The 16,493-nt window shown below is 60.9% G+C and carries 20 protein-coding genes; 7 read left to right on the forward strand and 13 right to left on the reverse strand.

Annotated features, from left to right (window positions below):
• Nucleotides 1-78 precede the first annotated feature (78 nt).
• From LH464_RS02510 to lgt, 6 genes are all read right to left on the reverse strand, one after another.
• Entirely contained in the window at nucleotides 79-1,011 is a 933-nt protein-coding gene (locus LH464_RS02510; protein WP_226784783.1) for a ribose-phosphate pyrophosphokinase, read from the reverse strand.
• A 111-nt stretch (nucleotides 1,012-1,122) separates the two neighbouring features.
• The gene (locus LH464_RS02515; RefSeq protein ID WP_226784784.1) at nucleotides 1,123-1,860 is read right to left on the reverse strand and encodes a hypothetical protein; all 738 of its coding nucleotides are present in this window, start codon (nucleotides 1,858-1,860) and stop codon (nucleotides 1,123-1,125) included.
• A gap of 80 nt (nucleotides 1,861-1,940) precedes the next feature.
• Nucleotides 1,941-3,092, reverse strand: coding sequence for a M24 family metallopeptidase (locus tag LH464_RS02520; protein WP_226784785.1), 1,152 nt, complete (start codon nucleotides 3,090-3,092; stop codon nucleotides 1,941-1,943).
• Nucleotide 3,093: 1 nt separating this feature from the next.
• Complete coding sequence (pgeF, locus tag LH464_RS02525; protein ID WP_226784786.1) at nucleotides 3,094-3,888, reverse strand: peptidoglycan editing factor PgeF; 795 nt, start codon at nucleotides 3,886-3,888, stop codon at nucleotides 3,094-3,096.
• Nucleotides 3,889-4,057: 169 nt separating this feature from the next.
• Entirely contained in the window at nucleotides 4,058-5,158 is a 1,101-nt protein-coding gene (locus LH464_RS02530) for a class I SAM-dependent methyltransferase (protein WP_226784787.1), read from the reverse strand.
• A 24-nt stretch (nucleotides 5,159-5,182) separates the two neighbouring features.
• On the reverse strand, nucleotides 5,183-5,995 hold the full coding sequence (lgt, locus tag LH464_RS02535) for a prolipoprotein diacylglyceryl transferase (RefSeq protein WP_226784841.1): 813 nt from the start codon (nucleotides 5,993-5,995) through the stop codon (nucleotides 5,183-5,185).
• Between the two features lie 204 nt (nucleotides 5,996-6,199).
• Between lgt and LH464_RS02540 the strand changes: the two genes are divergently transcribed.
• The 4 genes from LH464_RS02540 (at nucleotide 6,200) to LH464_RS02555 (ending at nucleotide 8,526) form a co-directional block, all read left to right on the forward strand.
• Entirely contained in the window at nucleotides 6,200-6,457 is a 258-nt protein-coding gene (locus LH464_RS02540) for an accessory factor UbiK family protein (RefSeq protein ID WP_226784788.1), read from the forward strand.
• 397 nt (nucleotides 6,458-6,854) lie between these two features.
• Nucleotides 6,855-7,355: a type III secretion system chaperone family protein gene (locus LH464_RS02545; RefSeq protein ID WP_226784789.1), complete on the forward strand. Its 501-nt coding sequence runs from the start codon at nucleotides 6,855-6,857 to the stop codon at nucleotides 7,353-7,355.
• Nucleotides 7,355-8,170: a pyrroline-5-carboxylate reductase gene (proC, locus tag LH464_RS02550; protein ID WP_226784790.1), complete on the forward strand. Its 816-nt coding sequence runs from the start codon at nucleotides 7,355-7,357 to the stop codon at nucleotides 8,168-8,170. The genes LH464_RS02545 and proC overlap by 1 nt, the downstream gene beginning before the upstream one ends.
• A 14-nt stretch (nucleotides 8,171-8,184) precedes the next feature.
• Nucleotides 8,185-8,526 (forward strand): tRNA-binding protein, encoded by a 342-nt coding sequence (locus tag LH464_RS02555; protein WP_226784791.1) that lies wholly within the window; start codon nucleotides 8,185-8,187, stop codon nucleotides 8,524-8,526.
• A gap of 9 nt (nucleotides 8,527-8,535) precedes the next feature.
• Here LH464_RS02555 and LH464_RS02560 read toward each other — a convergent pair whose 3' ends face one another.
• The 4 genes from LH464_RS02560 to LH464_RS02575 form a co-directional block, all read right to left on the reverse strand.
• Nucleotides 8,536-9,912, reverse strand: coding sequence for an ATP-binding protein (locus tag LH464_RS02560; protein ID WP_226784792.1), 1,377 nt, complete (start codon nucleotides 9,910-9,912; stop codon nucleotides 8,536-8,538).
• 37 nt (nucleotides 9,913-9,949) lie between these two features.
• On the reverse strand, nucleotides 9,950-10,645 hold the full coding sequence (locus LH464_RS02565) for a response regulator (RefSeq protein ID WP_226784793.1): 696 nt from the start codon (nucleotides 10,643-10,645) through the stop codon (nucleotides 9,950-9,952).
• On the reverse strand, nucleotides 10,645-11,178 hold the full coding sequence (locus tag LH464_RS02570; protein WP_390624905.1) for a MarR family winged helix-turn-helix transcriptional regulator: 534 nt from the start codon (nucleotides 11,176-11,178) through the stop codon (nucleotides 10,645-10,647). The genes LH464_RS02565 and LH464_RS02570 overlap by 1 nt, the downstream gene beginning before the upstream one ends.
• 145 nt (nucleotides 11,179-11,323) lie before the next feature.
• Nucleotides 11,324-11,941, reverse strand: coding sequence for a DUF1236 domain-containing protein (locus tag LH464_RS02575; protein ID WP_226784794.1), 618 nt, complete (start codon nucleotides 11,939-11,941; stop codon nucleotides 11,324-11,326).
• A gap of 166 nt (nucleotides 11,942-12,107) precedes the next feature.
• Between LH464_RS02575 and LH464_RS02580 the strand changes: the two genes are divergently transcribed.
• Nucleotides 12,108-12,305, forward strand: a complete 198-nt coding sequence (locus tag LH464_RS02580; RefSeq protein ID WP_226784795.1) for a hypothetical protein — start codon at nucleotides 12,108-12,110, stop codon at nucleotides 12,303-12,305.
• Between the two features lie 27 nt (nucleotides 12,306-12,332).
• On the forward strand, nucleotides 12,333-12,989 hold the full coding sequence (locus LH464_RS02585) for an MBL fold metallo-hydrolase (RefSeq protein WP_226784796.1): 657 nt from the start codon (nucleotides 12,333-12,335) through the stop codon (nucleotides 12,987-12,989).
• A 53-nt stretch (nucleotides 12,990-13,042) separates the two neighbouring features.
• Here LH464_RS02585 and LH464_RS02590 read toward each other — a convergent pair whose 3' ends face one another.
• The 3 genes from LH464_RS02590 to LH464_RS02600 all read right to left on the reverse strand — a co-directional run bounded on the left by LH464_RS02590 (nucleotide 13,043) and on the right by LH464_RS02600 (nucleotide 15,012).
• Nucleotides 13,043-13,258, reverse strand: a complete 216-nt coding sequence (locus LH464_RS02590; RefSeq protein WP_226784797.1) for a cold-shock protein — start codon at nucleotides 13,256-13,258, stop codon at nucleotides 13,043-13,045.
• A 444-nt stretch (nucleotides 13,259-13,702) separates the two neighbouring features.
• Nucleotides 13,703-14,599: a DMT family transporter gene (locus LH464_RS02595; protein ID WP_226784798.1), complete on the reverse strand. Its 897-nt coding sequence runs from the start codon at nucleotides 14,597-14,599 to the stop codon at nucleotides 13,703-13,705.
• A gap of 86 nt (nucleotides 14,600-14,685) precedes the next feature.
• Complete coding sequence (locus LH464_RS02600; RefSeq protein WP_226784799.1) at nucleotides 14,686-15,012, reverse strand: hypothetical protein; 327 nt, start codon at nucleotides 15,010-15,012, stop codon at nucleotides 14,686-14,688.
• Between the two features lie 230 nt (nucleotides 15,013-15,242).
• On the opposite strand from LH464_RS02600, the gene LH464_RS02605 reads away from it, so the two are divergent.
• Entirely contained in the window at nucleotides 15,243-16,445 is a 1,203-nt protein-coding gene (locus tag LH464_RS02605) for a pyridoxal phosphate-dependent aminotransferase (protein ID WP_226784800.1), read from the forward strand.
• Nucleotides 16,446-16,493 lie beyond the last annotated feature (48 nt).

The following is a 16,493-nucleotide window of genomic DNA, read 5'->3' on the forward strand; positions in this document are numbered from 1 at the left end:
AGTGCGGGATCATTGTCAGCAATTCATTGCGGCAGCGTTAATGAACGACTCTCGTATACTGTAGTCTGGAGAGTCGGTTCAGTCGAACAGGCTCGATACGGATTCTTCTGCGGCGGTGCGGTTGATGGCTTCGCCGAGCAGGTTTGCGGTCGATACGACGCGAATATTTTGTGCCGACTGTACGGCCGTGGTCGGCTGGATCGAGTCGGTGATCACGAGTTCGCGGAGCTTGGACGATGTGATGCGGGCTACAGCGCCACCGGACAGGACGCCGTGGGTAATGTAGGCCGTGACACTGGTGGCGCCCTTGTTGAGGAGGGCCTCGGCCGCGTTGCAGAGCGTGCCGCCGGAATCGACGATATCGTCGATGAGAAGGCAATCCTTGCCGGCGACGTCGCCAATCACGTTCATGACTTCCGATTCACCGGCGCGTTCGCGACGCTTGTCGACGATAGCAAGTGGACAGTCGATGCGTTTCGCCAGCGAGCGGGCGCGAACAACACCGCCAACGTCAGGCGAGACGACCATGACGTTGTTGACGTCGTAGTGGTCCTTCACATCGCGTGCGAGGATCGGAACCGAAAAAAGGTTGTCCGTCGGAATATCGAAGAAGCCCTGGATCTGACCGGCATGCAGGTCGAGCGTCAATACGCGGTCGGCGCCGGCTTCAGTGATCAGGTTGGCCACGAGCTTCGCGGAAATCGGGGTGCGCGGCCCGGCCTTGCGGTCCTGGCGAGCGTAGCCGAAGTAGGGAAGAACAGCCGTGATGCGCTTGGCGGAAGACCGCCGGAAGGCATCAATCATGATCAGCAGTTCCATCAGGTGATCGTTTGCTGGAAATGACGTCGACTGGATCACGAAAACGTCCTCGCCGCGGACATTTTCCTGGATCTCTACGAAAATTTCCTGGTCCGCAAAGCGTCTGACGCTGGCTCTTCCGACTGGTACGTTGAGATAGTTGCAGATCGCATCGGCTAGTTGCCGGTTCGAATTGCCTGCGAAAACCTTCATTGCGGTCCGCCCGTTCTGACGCTGGATGGGCGCTTTTTACCGTTGCTCAACGCGAATGCAAGTGCGTTTGGACCTGCACCCCCATTTTTATGAACAATCGGTGACGTAAGATCATCCGGAACGGCTCGTCTTCCACGCCATATACTCGTTGATTGTCTTCGTGCCGATCGTTTCCATCGTTGCCGGAGGCACTGCCGACCAAGGGTCTCTGCCCGAAGACGGGAGCTGTTCCTGCCCCTGCATTCGATGGAGACGGGTCCCAGCATTGTCCAGAATGTCCCAGACATAAACGATGGTGATGGTGTCTCCATCGCCAAAGGCGGAGAAATAGCCCTTGAGGATATGGTCGGTGCTTGCATCTCCTGACGCACGGATGGACAGGCCGCTTGCGCGGGCCTGTGCTCCAAGCTGGCGGGAAAGGGGTGTGACTGCCTGCACCGGTGCGCCGATGATCGGGAGGAACCGGACTGTTGCCTGCGCTGACGGTTCACGGGCGGCGGACTGGGCGGGAGGCGGCGACGTGGGCGCGGGCTGCGGGGCCGGTTGGCTCGTCTCGATAGGATCGGAAGCGGCGGGCGAGGTGTTGCCGGCCTCGATCGCCTGGGCCTGTGCCTCCAGCGTGTTCTGTGGCGGGAAGGATCTGGACGGTGCCGGAGCCTGCGAGGAGGACGGATAGGCCGATTGCCGGTACGTGCCTGCAAGCTGGTCGGCTTCAGCCTGTGTGACTGGCGTGGACGGCCGCAGGCCGGCGCCGACATCCACCCTCGGTGTCAGTGCGTCGCTGGTGTTGCAGGCAGCGAGAAGCGCAACAGACAGCGCAGCACAGAGTGCCGTCGTCGATGCCCGCATGTCCGCCTCCGTCGTTCAGTCCCGCCGAGGACGACCTTAGAGGTCGATTTTCCCGCCTGTCAAATGCAGACTTTAGCAGGTTATCGCTGGATCAGGTCCAGCCCATGGCGGGAGAGAGGCTCCGGCGCGTCCTCGGTCGTCAGGTAGGTATGCCCCAGGGTCATGGCGGTGCCGGTATCGGAATCCATGATGATCATGTGAACGAACAGGGTCATGTTCGGCAGGATTTCCTGCGGATTTCCGACATGGAACATCTGGTGCTCCATCCAGGAAGGAGAGAAGCGTGCGCCGAGTGAATAGCCGCATGCGTTCAGCCGGTGGCGCGTCAGGCCGCGCTCGTCGAGGATCCTGGCATGGGTGTCGAAGACGTCGCCGAAGGTGTTTCCGGGCCGCAGGACTTCCTCGATGGCCGTGATGGTCTCCAGGCAGGCCTTGTAGAGCTCGCGGTGACGAGCAGTGGGCTCGCCGACGAGAACCGTCCGCATCATGGCGGCATGGTAGTGCGCGTTCACGCCTGCCCATTCCAGTGTCAACTGGTCGGTGGTGTCGAGGGTTCGGCGTCCGGCCTTGTAGCGGCACAGAAGTGCATCGGCGCCGGAACCGATGATGAATTCGTTGGCGGGATAATCGCCGCCGCCGCTGAAAACCGCACCTTGCATGGCTGCAAGGATATCTGCTTCGCTGCCACCTGCCTTGATCAAAGGCAGGGCTGCGTCGAGCGCATCGTCGGCCAGCTGGGCTGCGCGCTTCGCATGGGCGACCTCGGCCGGGCTCTTGACCAGGCGAAGGCCGCTGACGAGGTAGGAGGCATCGGTGATCTGGCCAAAGGAGGCAAGCTGGTTATCGACCAGCCTCGCTACCCGGCCGGTCATTCCGTGCGTGTCGTATTCGACGCCGATGCGTGCGCCGAGGAGGTCCATGTCGCTCAGCAGGTTCTTGAGGTCGAGCGTCGGATCGGCATTCACGCGGTCGACCCATACACTGATGTTTTCCAGAATCGAGGTCTGGCGCGCCTGCCGAAGATCGGCGGAGCGGGTCAGCAGCGTCATCGAGCCATCCGCCTTGACGACGAGGGTCTGGAAGAAGCAGTAGCCGAAGGTGTCGTAGCCGGTCAGCCAGTACATGCTTTCCTGGGCAAAGAGCAGCACGGCTTCGAGCTTTTCCTCGGCCATCTTTTCCAGAAGGCGGGCCAGCCGGTCTGCGTATTCGCTTCGCTCGAAAGGGAGCCCCATCTCATTCCTCCGTAATTGCAATTGCCGAAATCTGCCGCCCGTAGTCGGGTTCCCCCCTATGGGTGGTACGGCGGTAGGAAAAGAATCTTTCCTCATCGGGATAGGTATCAAGTGCGACCGTCGTTGCCTGGACGCCGGCGTCGGTCAGGCGCTTGATGGTCAATGCCGGCAGGTCGAAGCAGGCGTGGCCTTGCCTCTCCGAGGGCGAGAAGAATTCTTCATACGCGGCATCGAAGGAGAGAAAGCGTTCGACGAATTCCGGACCGACTTCGTAGCTTGCGGGGCCGATTGAAGGGCCAAGGCAGGCGACGATCTTCTCCCGCTCTGCCCCAAGCGCCACCATGGCGTCGATGGTGTTTTCCAAAACACCTCCGAGAGCACCCTTCCAGCCCGCATGTGCGGCGCCGATCACGCCATTGGCGCCATCGCAGAACAGGATCGGGCCACAGTCGGCCGACAGGACGCCGAGAACCACGCCCGGAGACGCGGTCGCTATCGCATCAGCCTGCGGACGCTCTCCTGCGTAGCTGGCATCCACCACGACAACGTCCGGGGAATGTACCTGATGTACCGTGGCGAGCCGTTCCAGGGGATAGCCGAACCAGCCGGCAACCCGAGCCCGGTTTTCCCGCACCCGCTCGCTGTCGTCCCGAGAACCGATGCCGACGTTAAGCCCCGCGTAGATGCCTTCGGAGACCCCGCCCTGACGGGTGAAGAAGCCGTGGCTCACGCGGGACTGGCCTTTTTCCCTCAGCAAGGGGCTCTCGATCGGCGTCGGCGAGGGGTTTTCCTTCATCGGCGGTCTATCTCATGGGGCTGGAGGGGTGAAAGGCCACTTCGGGCGACGACGGTGCAGGTTTGACGTTGCTGCTTCGTTGGGAGAATGTTGGCTTATCCATGCAGGGGCTGTCAATCCGCCGCTGCGTCGCACCGGCAGCCGTTCATCCCGCAACTCACCCCGTCGATCACCCCACGGGGCGAAATGGCGCGAGGTCGAGGGCCGGAGAGGAGACGGCAATAACCTTGAACAATTCCCCCATCTTCCCGGCTCCTTCGCCGGCGAGCCGGTCCACCGCGGCGGCGATGAGCTTCTGATCGGCAGGTGCCTTGCCCTTGGCCAGTGCGGCAGCGCGTTCCGCCAGACCGAGGCCGTTCAGGAAATCGCCCTGCCGCAGGCCGCCGTTGAGGTGGATGCCGCTACTCAGGGCGATGCGCGCAAGGTCTTCGAAATCCACGTGGCTCGTCAGGTCGGCTTCGCCCGGGTTTGCCATCGGGGGATCGAACTCATGGGCGCGGACGGCCTGCAACGTATCGCCGAAGCCGCTGACCATGTGGCCGTAGTCGATGATGAGCGCGGTGCCGCCGTATTGGCGCAGGCGCTCGCACAATGTCGCCATCACCGCCTGGCGGGCCGGCGCGACTTCGAAGATCGTGCCATCCGGTATGGAGGCGATTGGGGAGGGCAGGGTTTGCGGATCAAGGCTCGCGACCCCGACGGCAAATGCCAGTTGGTCCTGGTTGTCCAATCCCACGAGCCTTTCGCGGAAACCGGTTGGCGTTCTGACGAACTGGCGGATGGGGATGGCGTCGAACAGTTCGTTGGCCGCGATGAGGGTGAACCCCTCGGGAACCTCCTCGAAACTGTCGTGCCAGGCGATCTTGGTCGAATAGGCCTCCAGCGTCACGCGCTGGATGCCGCGCAGGCGCTCGCTCGTCTCCACGAGGTGGATGCTCATGGTCTCGAACAGCGGCAGGGCGAGCCGTTTGATGACACGAAGCATGTCGGCCATCATCGTTCCGCGGCCAGGGCCGACCTCCACCAGGCGGATGCCCGAGGGGGAGCCGTGGCGTTGCCATGCATGCACCATGAAGATTCCGAGCATCTCTCCGAAGAGCTGGCTGATCTCCGGCGCGGTGATGAAGTCGCCGGTGGTGCCGAAGGGCTCCCTGGTGCGGTAGTAGCCATGTTCCGGGTCGGCCAGGCACATGGCGAAGTAATCGGTAATGCTGATCGGTCCGGTGGCGCGGATGAGCGCCTTGATCTTCTGGGCCAGCGGCGTGCTCATGACTGCACCTCGTTCGTGCCGATATCAGGCGACATGCGCGCTCGAGCGAGCGCGAAGCATGAACCACAGGCCCAATGCCACCATGGGCAGAGACAGCAGCATTCCCATTGTAACCCAATTGAACGCCAGGTAGCCAAGCTGCGCGTCGGGTTCGCGGAAAAACTCCACGAAGATGCGAGACAGGCCGTAGCCGCAAACGAAGGCTCCCGATATGAAGCCGGGCTTCTTGAACGCCTTGAGCCCGAAGACCAGGGCGGCGAGGACCGCTAGCAGAAGAACTCCCTCCAGCGCTGCCTCGTAAAGCTGGCTCGGATGGCGGGAAATTGGCCCGCCGGTCGGAAAGACGACCGCCCACGGCACGTCGCTCAGGCGGCCCCACAACTCACTGTTGATGAAGTTGGCGAGGCGGCCGAAGAAAAGCCCGAAGGGCACGACTGCCGCGACGATATCGAACATGCTGAGGACCGGGATGCCGTTACGACGTGCGAACATGACCATGGCCACGGTGGCTCCCAGGAAGCCGCCGTGGAACGACATGCCACCGTTCCAGATCTCGATGGCGCGGATCGGATTCTCGACGATCGCTGCAAAATCATAGAAGAGGATGTAGCCGATGCGACCGCCGAGCACGATGCCAATGGCCACCCAGACGAGGAAATCGTCGAGATGCGTGGCAGTTATCGGTGACTTGTTGTGCGGCCACAATGCATCGTTGGCGGCCATTCGTCGCGCGTAGAGCCAGCCGCAGAGGATGCCGGCCACATAGGCAAGGCCATACCAATGCACAGCAATCGGCCCCAGGGAAAAGGCGATGGGGTCAATTTCGGGAAACGGCATGAGAGCGGACAGTTTCAAGCTTTCAATCAAGACGCGGCTTTTCCTTGAGCAATGCGAGTGGGCGGGAACATGGCGATAGCCAAAAGGGCGGTCAAGGTGAATCTCCCGGTGCCGGTCAAAGCGCTTGCAAGCCGTCGCCGCAGACCCTACTTCATCCACAGCGATGAATAACGGCTTCGGCCGAAACGATGGGAGCTAAAGACCATGTCCAGCGGCACGAACCGTATCCTCGATGACTTCGCGAAGCTGATGACCGATGCGGCCGGCGCGGCACAGGGCGTGCGTCGCGAAGTGGAGACGGCGTTTCATGCTCAGGCGGAGCGGGTCCTCAACAGCATGGATGTCGTCAAGCGCGAAGAGTTCGAGGCCGTGCGTGAAATGGCGGCGCGTGCACGCGACGAAAATGACGCGCTGAAGGCCCGTATCGAAGCACTGGAAGCGAAGCTCGGTTCGCAGGGCTGACGCACCTTGAGGGATCGGATGCCGCGGTCCGAACCGCGGCATCCTCTAGCGGCAAGGCCGCGCTATATTTTGGCGAAATTGAATAAAATTTCGCCCTGTGGACAGCCTCAAAAAAGGCAGTCGCCAGAGTCGCTTAAGACTCGTGGCTGAACTCGCGCAGCAACTGCGCCAATAAACTCTCCACTCCTAAATTGCGGCCGGGGGCTGGCAGCCGGACTCTCGGACTATACACTGATTTTAAATGATGATTCGAAACGGCTGGTAAGCCTCATGCAGGGTGGCGGTGCCAATCTGCCAAAGTCGGAAGGTCATCTGAAATGTTGTATCCGGTGGTGATGTGTCTTGCGTTTCGCGTCCTTTCACGAACGTCGCATTCAATCGGTCGAAAAGGTGCTGTATGAGCCTCATGGAATTTGAATTCGGTCGTCAGTCCAATCCGGTCGACATGATTGAGGTCGTGGCGTCGTCCAACGACTGGACCTTCGAGCGCTCGGGGGAAGACGAGATAGCGATGACGGTGGAAGGCCGCTGGGCCGACTACCACGTCTCCTTTTCCTGGATGGAAGAGTTCGAGGCGCTGCATCTGACCTGTGCCTTCGACGTCAAGATTCCGGATGTGCGGGTCAACGAGGTCATCCGTCTGCTTTCCCATGTCAACGGTCAGGTTCTGATGGGGCATTTCGACCTGTGGCGGCAGGAGGATATGGTGATTTTCCGCCAGTCCCTGCTGCTCGCGGGTGGCGCCGAGCCGACCAGCCAGCAGGTGGAAGTTCTCCTGTCCAGCGCATTGGAAGCCTGCGAGACCTATTTCCAGGCGTTCCAGTTTGTCGTCTGGTCCGGCATGGAGGCAAAGAGCGCCATGGAGGCGGTGCTGTTCGAAACAGTTGGTGAAGCCTGATGACTGTGCAGCCAAATTCGATCGTTCTCGTTGGCGCCGGCAACATGGGCGGCGCCATGCTGACCGGCTGGCTGAACAGCGGTATTCCGGGTAGCTCGATCACCGTGCTCGATCCGTCACCGTCAGAGGAGATGGCGCAACGGATCGCTGATGCCGGGGCCAGGCATTCGACGGTGGCCACCGCTGATCTGAAGCCGGAAGTCATCTTCCTCGCGGTCAAGCCTCAGGTGATGGATGCGGTGCTGCCGCCGTTGAAGGCGCTTATCAACGCCAATACCGTCGTTGTCTCGGTGGCCGCAGGAAAGACACTCGGTTTTCTCGAGAAGCATCTCGGTGAGGCGGCGATGGTGCGAGCCATGCCGAATACGCCGGCGATGATCGGTCGTGGCGTTACCGGAGCATTTGCGAACGAGCGGGTCAACGAGGCCCAGCGTGCTCAGGTCGATGCTCTTCTGAAGGTGAGCGGACCTGTGGAGTGGGTGACGAGCGAGCGGGATATCGATGCCGTCACCGCCGTTTCCGGCAGCGGTCCAGCCTATGTCTTCTATCTCGTCGAGTGCATGGCGGAGGCGGGCCGGAAAGCGGGTCTGCCTGCGGACCTCGCCATGCGTCTCGCACGGGAAACCGTCTCGGGGGCCGGTGAACTTATGCACCGGTCCCCCGAGCCAGCCTCCCGGTTGCGTCAGAACGTGACGTCGCCGGGCGGTACGACTGCGGCGGCGCTTTCCGTGCTGATGGCGGAGGAGGGCATGCAGCCCTTGTTCGACAAGGCGATCGCGGCCGCCCGCCAACGGGCAGAAGAACTCGGCAACTGAGGCCAATACGCAGCATGAGCGACGAGATAACGTACGGCGACTTCGAGAAGGTCGATATCCGCGTCGGAACGGTTGTCGAGGTGGCACCCTTTCCGGAAGCGCGCAAACCGGCGTGGAAGCTGAAGATCGATTTCGGGCCGGAGCTCGGCGTCAAGAAATCGTCGGCGCAGATTACCGTGCACTACGACGAAAAATCCCTCATCGGCCGGCAGGTTCTTGCCGTGGTGAACTTCCCCCCGCGGCAGATCGGGCCGTTCCGCTCGGAAGTCCTGACGCTGGGGTTCGAGGATGATGCCGCTGCCATCGTGCTCTCGGCCGTCGAGCGGCCGGTGCCGAACGGCAGGAAACTGATGTAACCTCACATCCTACGCGGGCACCCGTACGGTGGCCCGCAAGCCACCTTGAGGACTATCGGCCAATGTGATGTTTCCGCCGTGCGCGTGGGCGATGTCCCGCACGATCGACAGGCCAAGCCCGGTGCCAGACTTGTCTATGTTGCGTGCCTCGTCCAGGCGGAAGAAGGGCTTGAAGACATCTTCGCGTGACGCTGCCGGAATGCCGGGGCCGTCATCATCGAACGTCAATGTCAGCCAGCGGGCCGTGTGTCTCGCCTCGACGTGAAGCTCGCTCGCGTAACGCTCGCTGTTGGCAACGAGGTTGTTGACCAGGCGGGTGAAAGCATTGGGGCGGACCGATATGGTGTCTTCACCGTCGATCTCGTACGTCATGCGCTTTCCTGTGAGTTGGAACTCGGCCTTTGCCTTCTCCAGAAGCTCGCTCAATTGCAGCGTGCCGACATCCTCTCCCGCGTCGCCCTTTGCAAAGGCAAGATAGCCTTCCAGCATGTTCTGCATGTCATCGACATCGTCGGTCATGCCTTTCAGTTTCGGGTTGTCGCCGGCGAGCGCGAGCTGGAGCTTGAAGCGCGTAAGAATGGTGCGAAGGTCGTGGCTGACACCGGAGAGCATGGCTGTGCGTTGGTCGATCTGGCGCTCGATCCGTTCGCGCATCAGGATGAAGGCGGAGCCCGCGAGACGGATCTCGTCGGCGCCACGCGGGGTGAAGTCGGCCATCTTCTGGCCCTTCCCGAAGGATTCCGCCGCCTGGGCGAGCAGCAGGATCGGCCGGATCTGGCCCCGTAGGAAGAGGACCGAGATGACGATGAGAGCCAGCGCAGTTCCGGCCATCCAGACGAGGAAGATGTGCGTATTTGAGGCGTAGGTCTGGCTGCGGCGGGTGAAAACCCGCAGCACTTCGTTATCGAGCTGGATGCGGATCTCGACGAGGCGGCTGTCGCCGACGGTGTCGATCCAGAAAGGCCGCTTGATCTGGGCGCTGATCTGGTCGGCAAGAATGCCATCGAGGATAGAGAAGAAGGGCTTTGGACGCGGTGGGGGAAGCTGCCCACCCGGCTCCACGGCGACGCTCAGCTGCAGCTCGTCAGCGATGCGCGTGATGTTGGTGTATCCAGGGTCGTTGGGGTAGGCCTCTATCGCGGCGATCAATGCGGCGATATCGCGCGTCGTGCCTTCGGATAGTCGCTCGGTCACCATCCGCCAGTGGCGTTCCATGAACACGGCGGCAACGACCGTCTGCAGCAGCAGCATCGGGATGATGACGATCAGCACGGAGCGGGTGTAGAGCCTTGTCGGCAGCGCACGTTTCAGCCAACGTTTCGAGCGGCGCCATCCAGGCACCTGAAGGCGCCCGATATCCCGTCTCAGTCCACCGAACAGTGCCATAGGTTTGCTGCTCCTGTCCGCCATCCGGAATGCCTGCTCAGTCGATGCTCAGCCGGTAGCCGATGCCCCGGACTGTCTGGAGGTAAACCGGGTTGGCAGGATCCTCCTCGATCTTGCGCCGCAAACGATTGATCTGCACATCAATCGTCCGTTCTCCGACTTCCGCGTCGTCGCCGATCAGTTCATGACGGGGGATGGTTTCGCCGGCGCGCAGTGCGAAAAGTAGCATGATGTCCTGCTCGCGATCCGTCAGCCGGATGGTCTCCGATCCCTTGCGCAACTCCTTGCGTACGATCGAGAACGTGAACGGGCCAAACATGACCTGCTCTATCTTCGGCGCATCCGGCGTCGCATTCCTTCTGAGGATGTTGTGGATCCTCAGTACCAGCTCGCGCGGATCGAACGGTTTCGAGAGGTAGTCGTCGGCCCCGGCCTCGAGCCCGGCGATGCGCGACTCCGCTTCCGCTTTCGCCGTCAGGAGGATCACCGGCGTGGTCTTGTCGCGATAGAGCGATTCGGTGAGCGAAAGGCCGGATTCGCCAGGCATCATGACGTCGAGGATGATCAGGTCGAACTGCAGGCCGTCCAGTCGACGCCGCGCTTCGGCCGCATCCGCGGCAATCGTCACCCGAAAGCTCTGTTCGGCAAGATAACGGCTCAACAGGTCGCGGATGCGCGTATCGTCGTCCACGACCAGAAGGTGAGGGGCGTCATCGGAGAGAAGCGTTGTCATCAATCCAACTCGCTTTCGAGCACTGGCAGATTAGGATCCCGTCCCCGCATTTCGCGCAGGAAGGTTAGAACTGCGCTGCGGCCCTCGGGGGCAAGGTTGCTCATTGCATGAGTGATGCGGCGCGACTGTGGCTCGGAAAGGGCGAGGGCAAGCTCCCGGCCGGCAAGCGTCGGATAGAGGCGCCGCTGGCGGCGGTCTTTCGCACCTGCCATCTGCCGGACGTAACCCATCTCGATCAATTGCTTGAGGACGCGCGCGAGGCTCTGCTTGGTGATCTGAAGAATGTCGAGCAGGTCCGTCACCATCAGGCCCGGCTGCCGCGACACGAAATAGACCACGCGGTGATGAGCCCGGCCCATGCCGATCTTGGCAAGAATAGCATCGGGGTCGGAAACGAAGTCGCGATAGGCAAAAAATAGGAGTTCGACGGTTTCGAAGTCGATCTGCGCCTCGTCGACCGCCGGCATGGCCGGATGCACTTTATTGATTGCCTTGGCTGCCGGCACGCGTGACACACCCGTGTCCTTTCCCATGGCTACCGGCGATGACGCCCCGCAGCCTTCGTCGATTATCGTTGTCGGAATCGATAAAGCGCGAACGGAAGGAACAATCAACTGCAATTATTGCAATGGCATACATGAGGAAGGGGAGCCGCGTTTGCGGCTCCCCGAGCGACAGTCAGTCGTAGATGTGCACGATACGGCGTGTTGCCGGATCAACGAGAACCGGCGAGTCGTTCACCACCACATAATCGTAATCATAGTCCGGCACTTCCTGCACGACGACGCCGGCCGGCAGCGAAGCGCCGACCACGACCTCGTTCTGGACATAGACCGGTTCCGAGCGGTGCTGTTGGATATAGGTGCTCACCGTTTCCGGCGGCTCCACGATCCGGACATCTTCGACGGGTCCGAGAAGCATGTCTCCGGGCGCAGGCGATGGCGTCGGTGAAACGACACTGGTCGTGGTTTCGTAGGTCACGGTCGGCACGTCATACTGGGTGCGATATTCTTCCACCACCACAGGTGCTCCGTCCTGCTCGATGGTCAGATAGTCGGCATAAACCCAGCCGCGCAAACCGTTCACATCGATCCGGCACCAGTTGCTGCCTTCGAGACAGCCGTCCATCATCGCGTCGCTCCCGCGGGTGGCAAGGCCGATTTCCGGATAGTCCTCACCCGGGCCGGAGCGCACGGTGATGTCGGACGCAGTGACGGTGGACATCTGTGCCTGCGCGGGGATCGCAATCGCAGCGAATGCGGCGCCCGCCAGCAAGGTCTTCAGATAGGTGTTCATGTGTATCTCCTGATATTCAAGCGACACCGAAACGCCCGCGGCGCGATCTCGTTCCCTCCGTTCGGCCATCTGCCTCGACGCTGTGGCGAAGGGGTCACAGCCGATGAAAGCGGAACCTTTGGCCGGTCAGCATCGTTGCCGTCGCCATACAGTCTGGAGAGAGACCATGATCGCCTCATCGATTTCAGCCGTGCCAGAAGCACCCGCATCGCACCCGATGCGGCCCATGTTCATCACCGTGCTGGCAGCAAAGGTTGCCGTTGCGGCCTTCCTGCTGGCAACCGCCTCGTTCGCGCCGCCCGTTTCCGCAGACCAAAGCTACTCCTCCGCATCAACTGGTGTTCCGTCCCGGATGCCGCTATAGGTCCGCCCGACAATCCTGGAGTAGATCATGGGCAGATTGCAGGCCGGCATCGTTCCGGTGACACCGTTTCAGCAGAATTGCACGATACTGTTCGATACGGACACGAAAGCCGGAGTGGTGATTGATCCCGGTGGGGATGTGGCGAACATACTGGACGTGATCGAAAAGCAGGGTCTCACCATCCGGGAGATCTGGCTGACGCACGGACATATCGACCATGCCGGCGGCGCCGACGAGTTGAGGGAGGCGCTGGGCATTTCGGTTGTCGGACCTCACAAGGACGATCTTCCGCTCCTGCAGGGGCTGGAGGCGCAGGCAAAGATGTTCGGCGTGCCGATGGTGGTGCGCAACGTGATGCCCGACCGCTTTCTGGACGAGGGGGAGACGGTGTCCTTCGAAGGCCATGTCTTCGAGGTCTTCCACTGTCCGGGGCATGCGCCGGGACATGTGATCTATTTCAACCGCGAGGAGCGGTTCGCCCATGTCGGAGATGTTCTGTTCAACGGTTCGGTCGGACGCACCGATCTTCCGGGCGGCGACCACGCGACGCTGATGCGTTCAATCCGTGACAAGGTCCTGGCGCTTGGCGATGACGTCGGCTTCCTGTGCGGGCATGGCCCCGGTGGTCGGATAGGCGAGGAGCGCCGGACGAACCCGTTCCTGCAGAACCTCGAGAACGCATAAAAAAAACCCGGCAAGAATGCCGGGCCTCAACTCGAATAGAAAGCCTTGTGGGCTTAGGCGGAGATCTGCAAGTTTACGGCTTTTGGGCCCTTGCCACGACGATCCGGTTCCGTGTCGAAGCTTACTTTCTGGTTTTCCGAAAGACCGGACAGGCCTGAAGCCTGTACGGCAGAGATGTGGACGAAGATATCGGCGCCACCATTGTCAGGTTTAATAAAGCCGAATCCCTTGTCCGTGTTGAAGAATTTTACAGTGCCAGTCTCGGCCATGCATCAGGTCCTTTTCTTTCTGTCCGTGTTCAGCGGCGGACAGCATCACGTTAACGCCCCGAAGGGCGGGCGGCAGGCAGCTTTAAGAAAGGGTCCCTGTCGTTACCGCGGTTTATTCGGATGGAAAAGATTGAAGCCCGTTCCCCCCAGAACTCCGCCCGAAGTTTTGACGCCTTCGGGGCGCATAATTATTAGGTCGTCCCATGCTCGAAAATTGCCCGAACATTCACAGATTGCTGTGTTTATCAGGAATTGGCAAGAAAAAGTTTTACGGCGATCTCGGGAGCAGAATGGGCTGCTACGCCGGGTAGGACAAAAGCTTCTTTGCCAAGTGCACCTTCAATACACTTTCCGCATTCTTTTTGCGCAGTCCAGTAGATATGCGCACTAATCCTTCGCGGCCGCCCCTGATGGTGTGGTTTGGAGAAAACGGGTCGTCGTTGCTCAGGCAGGGGAAGGGCTGGACTTCCGGCGGGTCAGTTCGGGGATGATTTCGACTATTAGCATTGCTGCAAATATGATGACGCAGCCGAGGTAACCCAGCGGCGGCAGGACTTCCCCGAGTAGAAGTGCGCCGAGGAAGGCGCCAAAGAGCGCTTCACTGGATAGAAAGATCGCCGCCTGTGACGCGGTCGTATAGCGCTGGCCGATTACCTGGAGCACGAAGGCGAGTCCGGAAGAGATCAGGCCGACATAGAGGATTTCCTTGCCCGACGCCAAAATCACATCGACGCTGATGGTTTCCACCCACGGCGCGATGAGAAGGCAAAGCAGCGAGCAGACCGCGAACTGCGTGAACGACAGTGCCAGCGGGCGTCCGCTCGACATCACGAAGAGCCCCGCCAGGATGATCTGCACGCCCCAGAAGAATGCGCAGACGATGCTGAGAAGATCGCCAGTCGTCAGGTTGGTGAGTGCGCCGCCGCTCATGAGGAAAATGCCCGACAGCGACATGCCTGCGGCCGGCCAGATGATCCAGTGGGGATAGCGTCGCAGCGCGACGACCGAAATCACCGGCACGAAGACGACGTAAAGCCCGGTGAGGAAACTTGAATTGGTGACGGTCGTCGTCATCAGGCCGATTTGCTGGGTGATGGCGCCGCTGAACAGTGCCAGGCCCACGAAGCCAAATGCCAGCCAGTCGCGTCGCACCAGCTTCGTCTCGGACTTGCGGGCTTCGAGCCATGCGAACGGCAGGACCGCAAGGGCGGCGATCGCAAAGCGCAGGCCGACGAACCAGAAGGGGCCAATCTTGTCCATGGCTGTGGATTGCGCCACGAAGCCGCCGCCCCAGATCGCAGCCGCGAGCAAAAGAACGAGGTTCGCCTGTATGCGTGTCATGGATAGTGACCTGGTGGATAGGGCCGATACGGCCGCCTTTGACAGTGTCGACGCAGTATCAGCCACGTCGAAGTGCGGCAAGTATCCTAGCGATGATCGCTCCGCCTGTTCTCGGCTTTCAGCGTATCGCGGAAGCTGCGTCTCGACAGAACGAAGCACCCGCCTGCCATCACGATGAAACCACCCGCCAGCATCGCGAATGCAAGATGCTGGTAGCCGGCTGGCAGATAGCTGGCCGCATGGTGAAGGGCAGGTGCCGAGCGGCGGGGTACGGACGCAGCAGTTGCAGTCAGCGTCCCGCCGATCGTGGCGAACATCGTGACGACACAGAAGGCCAGCGCGGCGAGGGCAAGCGTGACCGGCGAGCGTAGCCAGCCGAAGCGATGTGCCTGCTTCTCTTCGTCGATGAACATAGTCCGCCTCCGGGATGTCGGTCTGGGTGACAGGAGGCAATGCAAGGAGGGCGGATTTTAGGCAGCGGTCCCGGCGAGGCGAAGTTGCATCAACGGGCACAAGTCTTGGGCATGACCGTACCCGTTTCGGCGCTTTCAGCTTGAAACGCCGCAATACATTCGACATACAGCCTGTCGGCGGGATCGGCGCGCGGTTTCGCCTTGTTCAACAGAACTTCAGGACGAAGATAATGGCCTTTCTTGCCGACGCCCTTTCACGCGTAAAGCCTTCCGCCACCATCGCCGTTTCCCAGAAAGCCCGCGAACTCAAAGCCAAGGGCCGCGATGTTATCGGACTCGGCGCAGGCGAACCGGATTTCGATACGCCGGACAATATCAAGAAGGCCGCCATCGACGCCATCAACCGCGGCGAGACGAAGTACACGCCCGTTTCGGGTATTCCCGAACTTCGCGAGGCGATTGCCCAAAAGTTCAAGCGCGAGAACAATCTCGAGTATACCGCTGCCCAGACGATCGTCGGCACCGGTGGAAAGCAGATTCTTTTCAATGCTTTCATGGCAACGATGAATGCGGGCGATGAAGTCGTTATTCCGGCGCCCTACTGGGTGTCCTACCCGGAAATGGTGTCGATCTGCGGTGGTACGCCGGTCTTCGTCGAAGCGACCCAGGCCAACAATTTCAAGCTGACCGCCGAGGACCTCGACAAGGCGATCACGCCGAAGACCAAGTGGTTCATCTTCAACTCGCCGTCCAACCCGTCCGGCGCTGCCTATAGTCACGCCGAACTCAAGGCCCTGACCGATGTGCTCCTGAAGCATCCGCATGTCTGGGTCCTGACCGACGACATGTACGAGCATCTGACCTATGGCAACTTCAAGTTCGCTACCCCGGTCGAAGTGGAGCCGAAGCTCTATGACCGAACGCTGACGATGAACGGCGTGTCCAAGGCCTATGCAATGACCGGCTGGCGTATCGGCTATGCGGCCGGCCCGCTGCCGCTCATCAAGGCGATGGACATGATCCAGGGCCAGCAGACCTCGGGCGCCTGCTCGATTGCCCAGTGGGCTGCCGTCGAAGCGCTCAACGGCACGCAGGATTTCATTCCGGAAAACAAGAAGATCTTCGAAGGTCGCCGCGATCTGGTCGTGTCGATGCTCAATCAGGCCAAGGGTATCGAGTGCCCGTCGCCGGAAGGTGCGTTCTACGTCTATCCGTCCTGCAAGGGCCTGATCGGCAAGACATCGCCAAACGGAAAGCTGATCGAAACCGACGAGGACTTCGTGTCCGAGTTGCTCGAATCCGAAGGCGTGGCAGTGGTTCATGGCTCGGCCTTCGGCCTAGGCCCGAACTTCCGCATCTCCTACGCGACGTCGGAAGAACAACTCGAGGAAGCCTGCAAGCGCATCCAGCGCTTCTGCGCAGCCTGCCGCTAATCAGATATCCGACTTCTGAAATGAAAAGCCCGCCGACGGAATGTCGGC

The sequence above is a fragment of the Pseudorhizobium xiangyangii genome (assembly GCF_020531965.1).
In the GTDB taxonomy this organism is placed as follows: domain Bacteria; phylum Pseudomonadota; class Alphaproteobacteria; order Rhizobiales; family Rhizobiaceae; genus Neorhizobium; species Neorhizobium xiangyangii.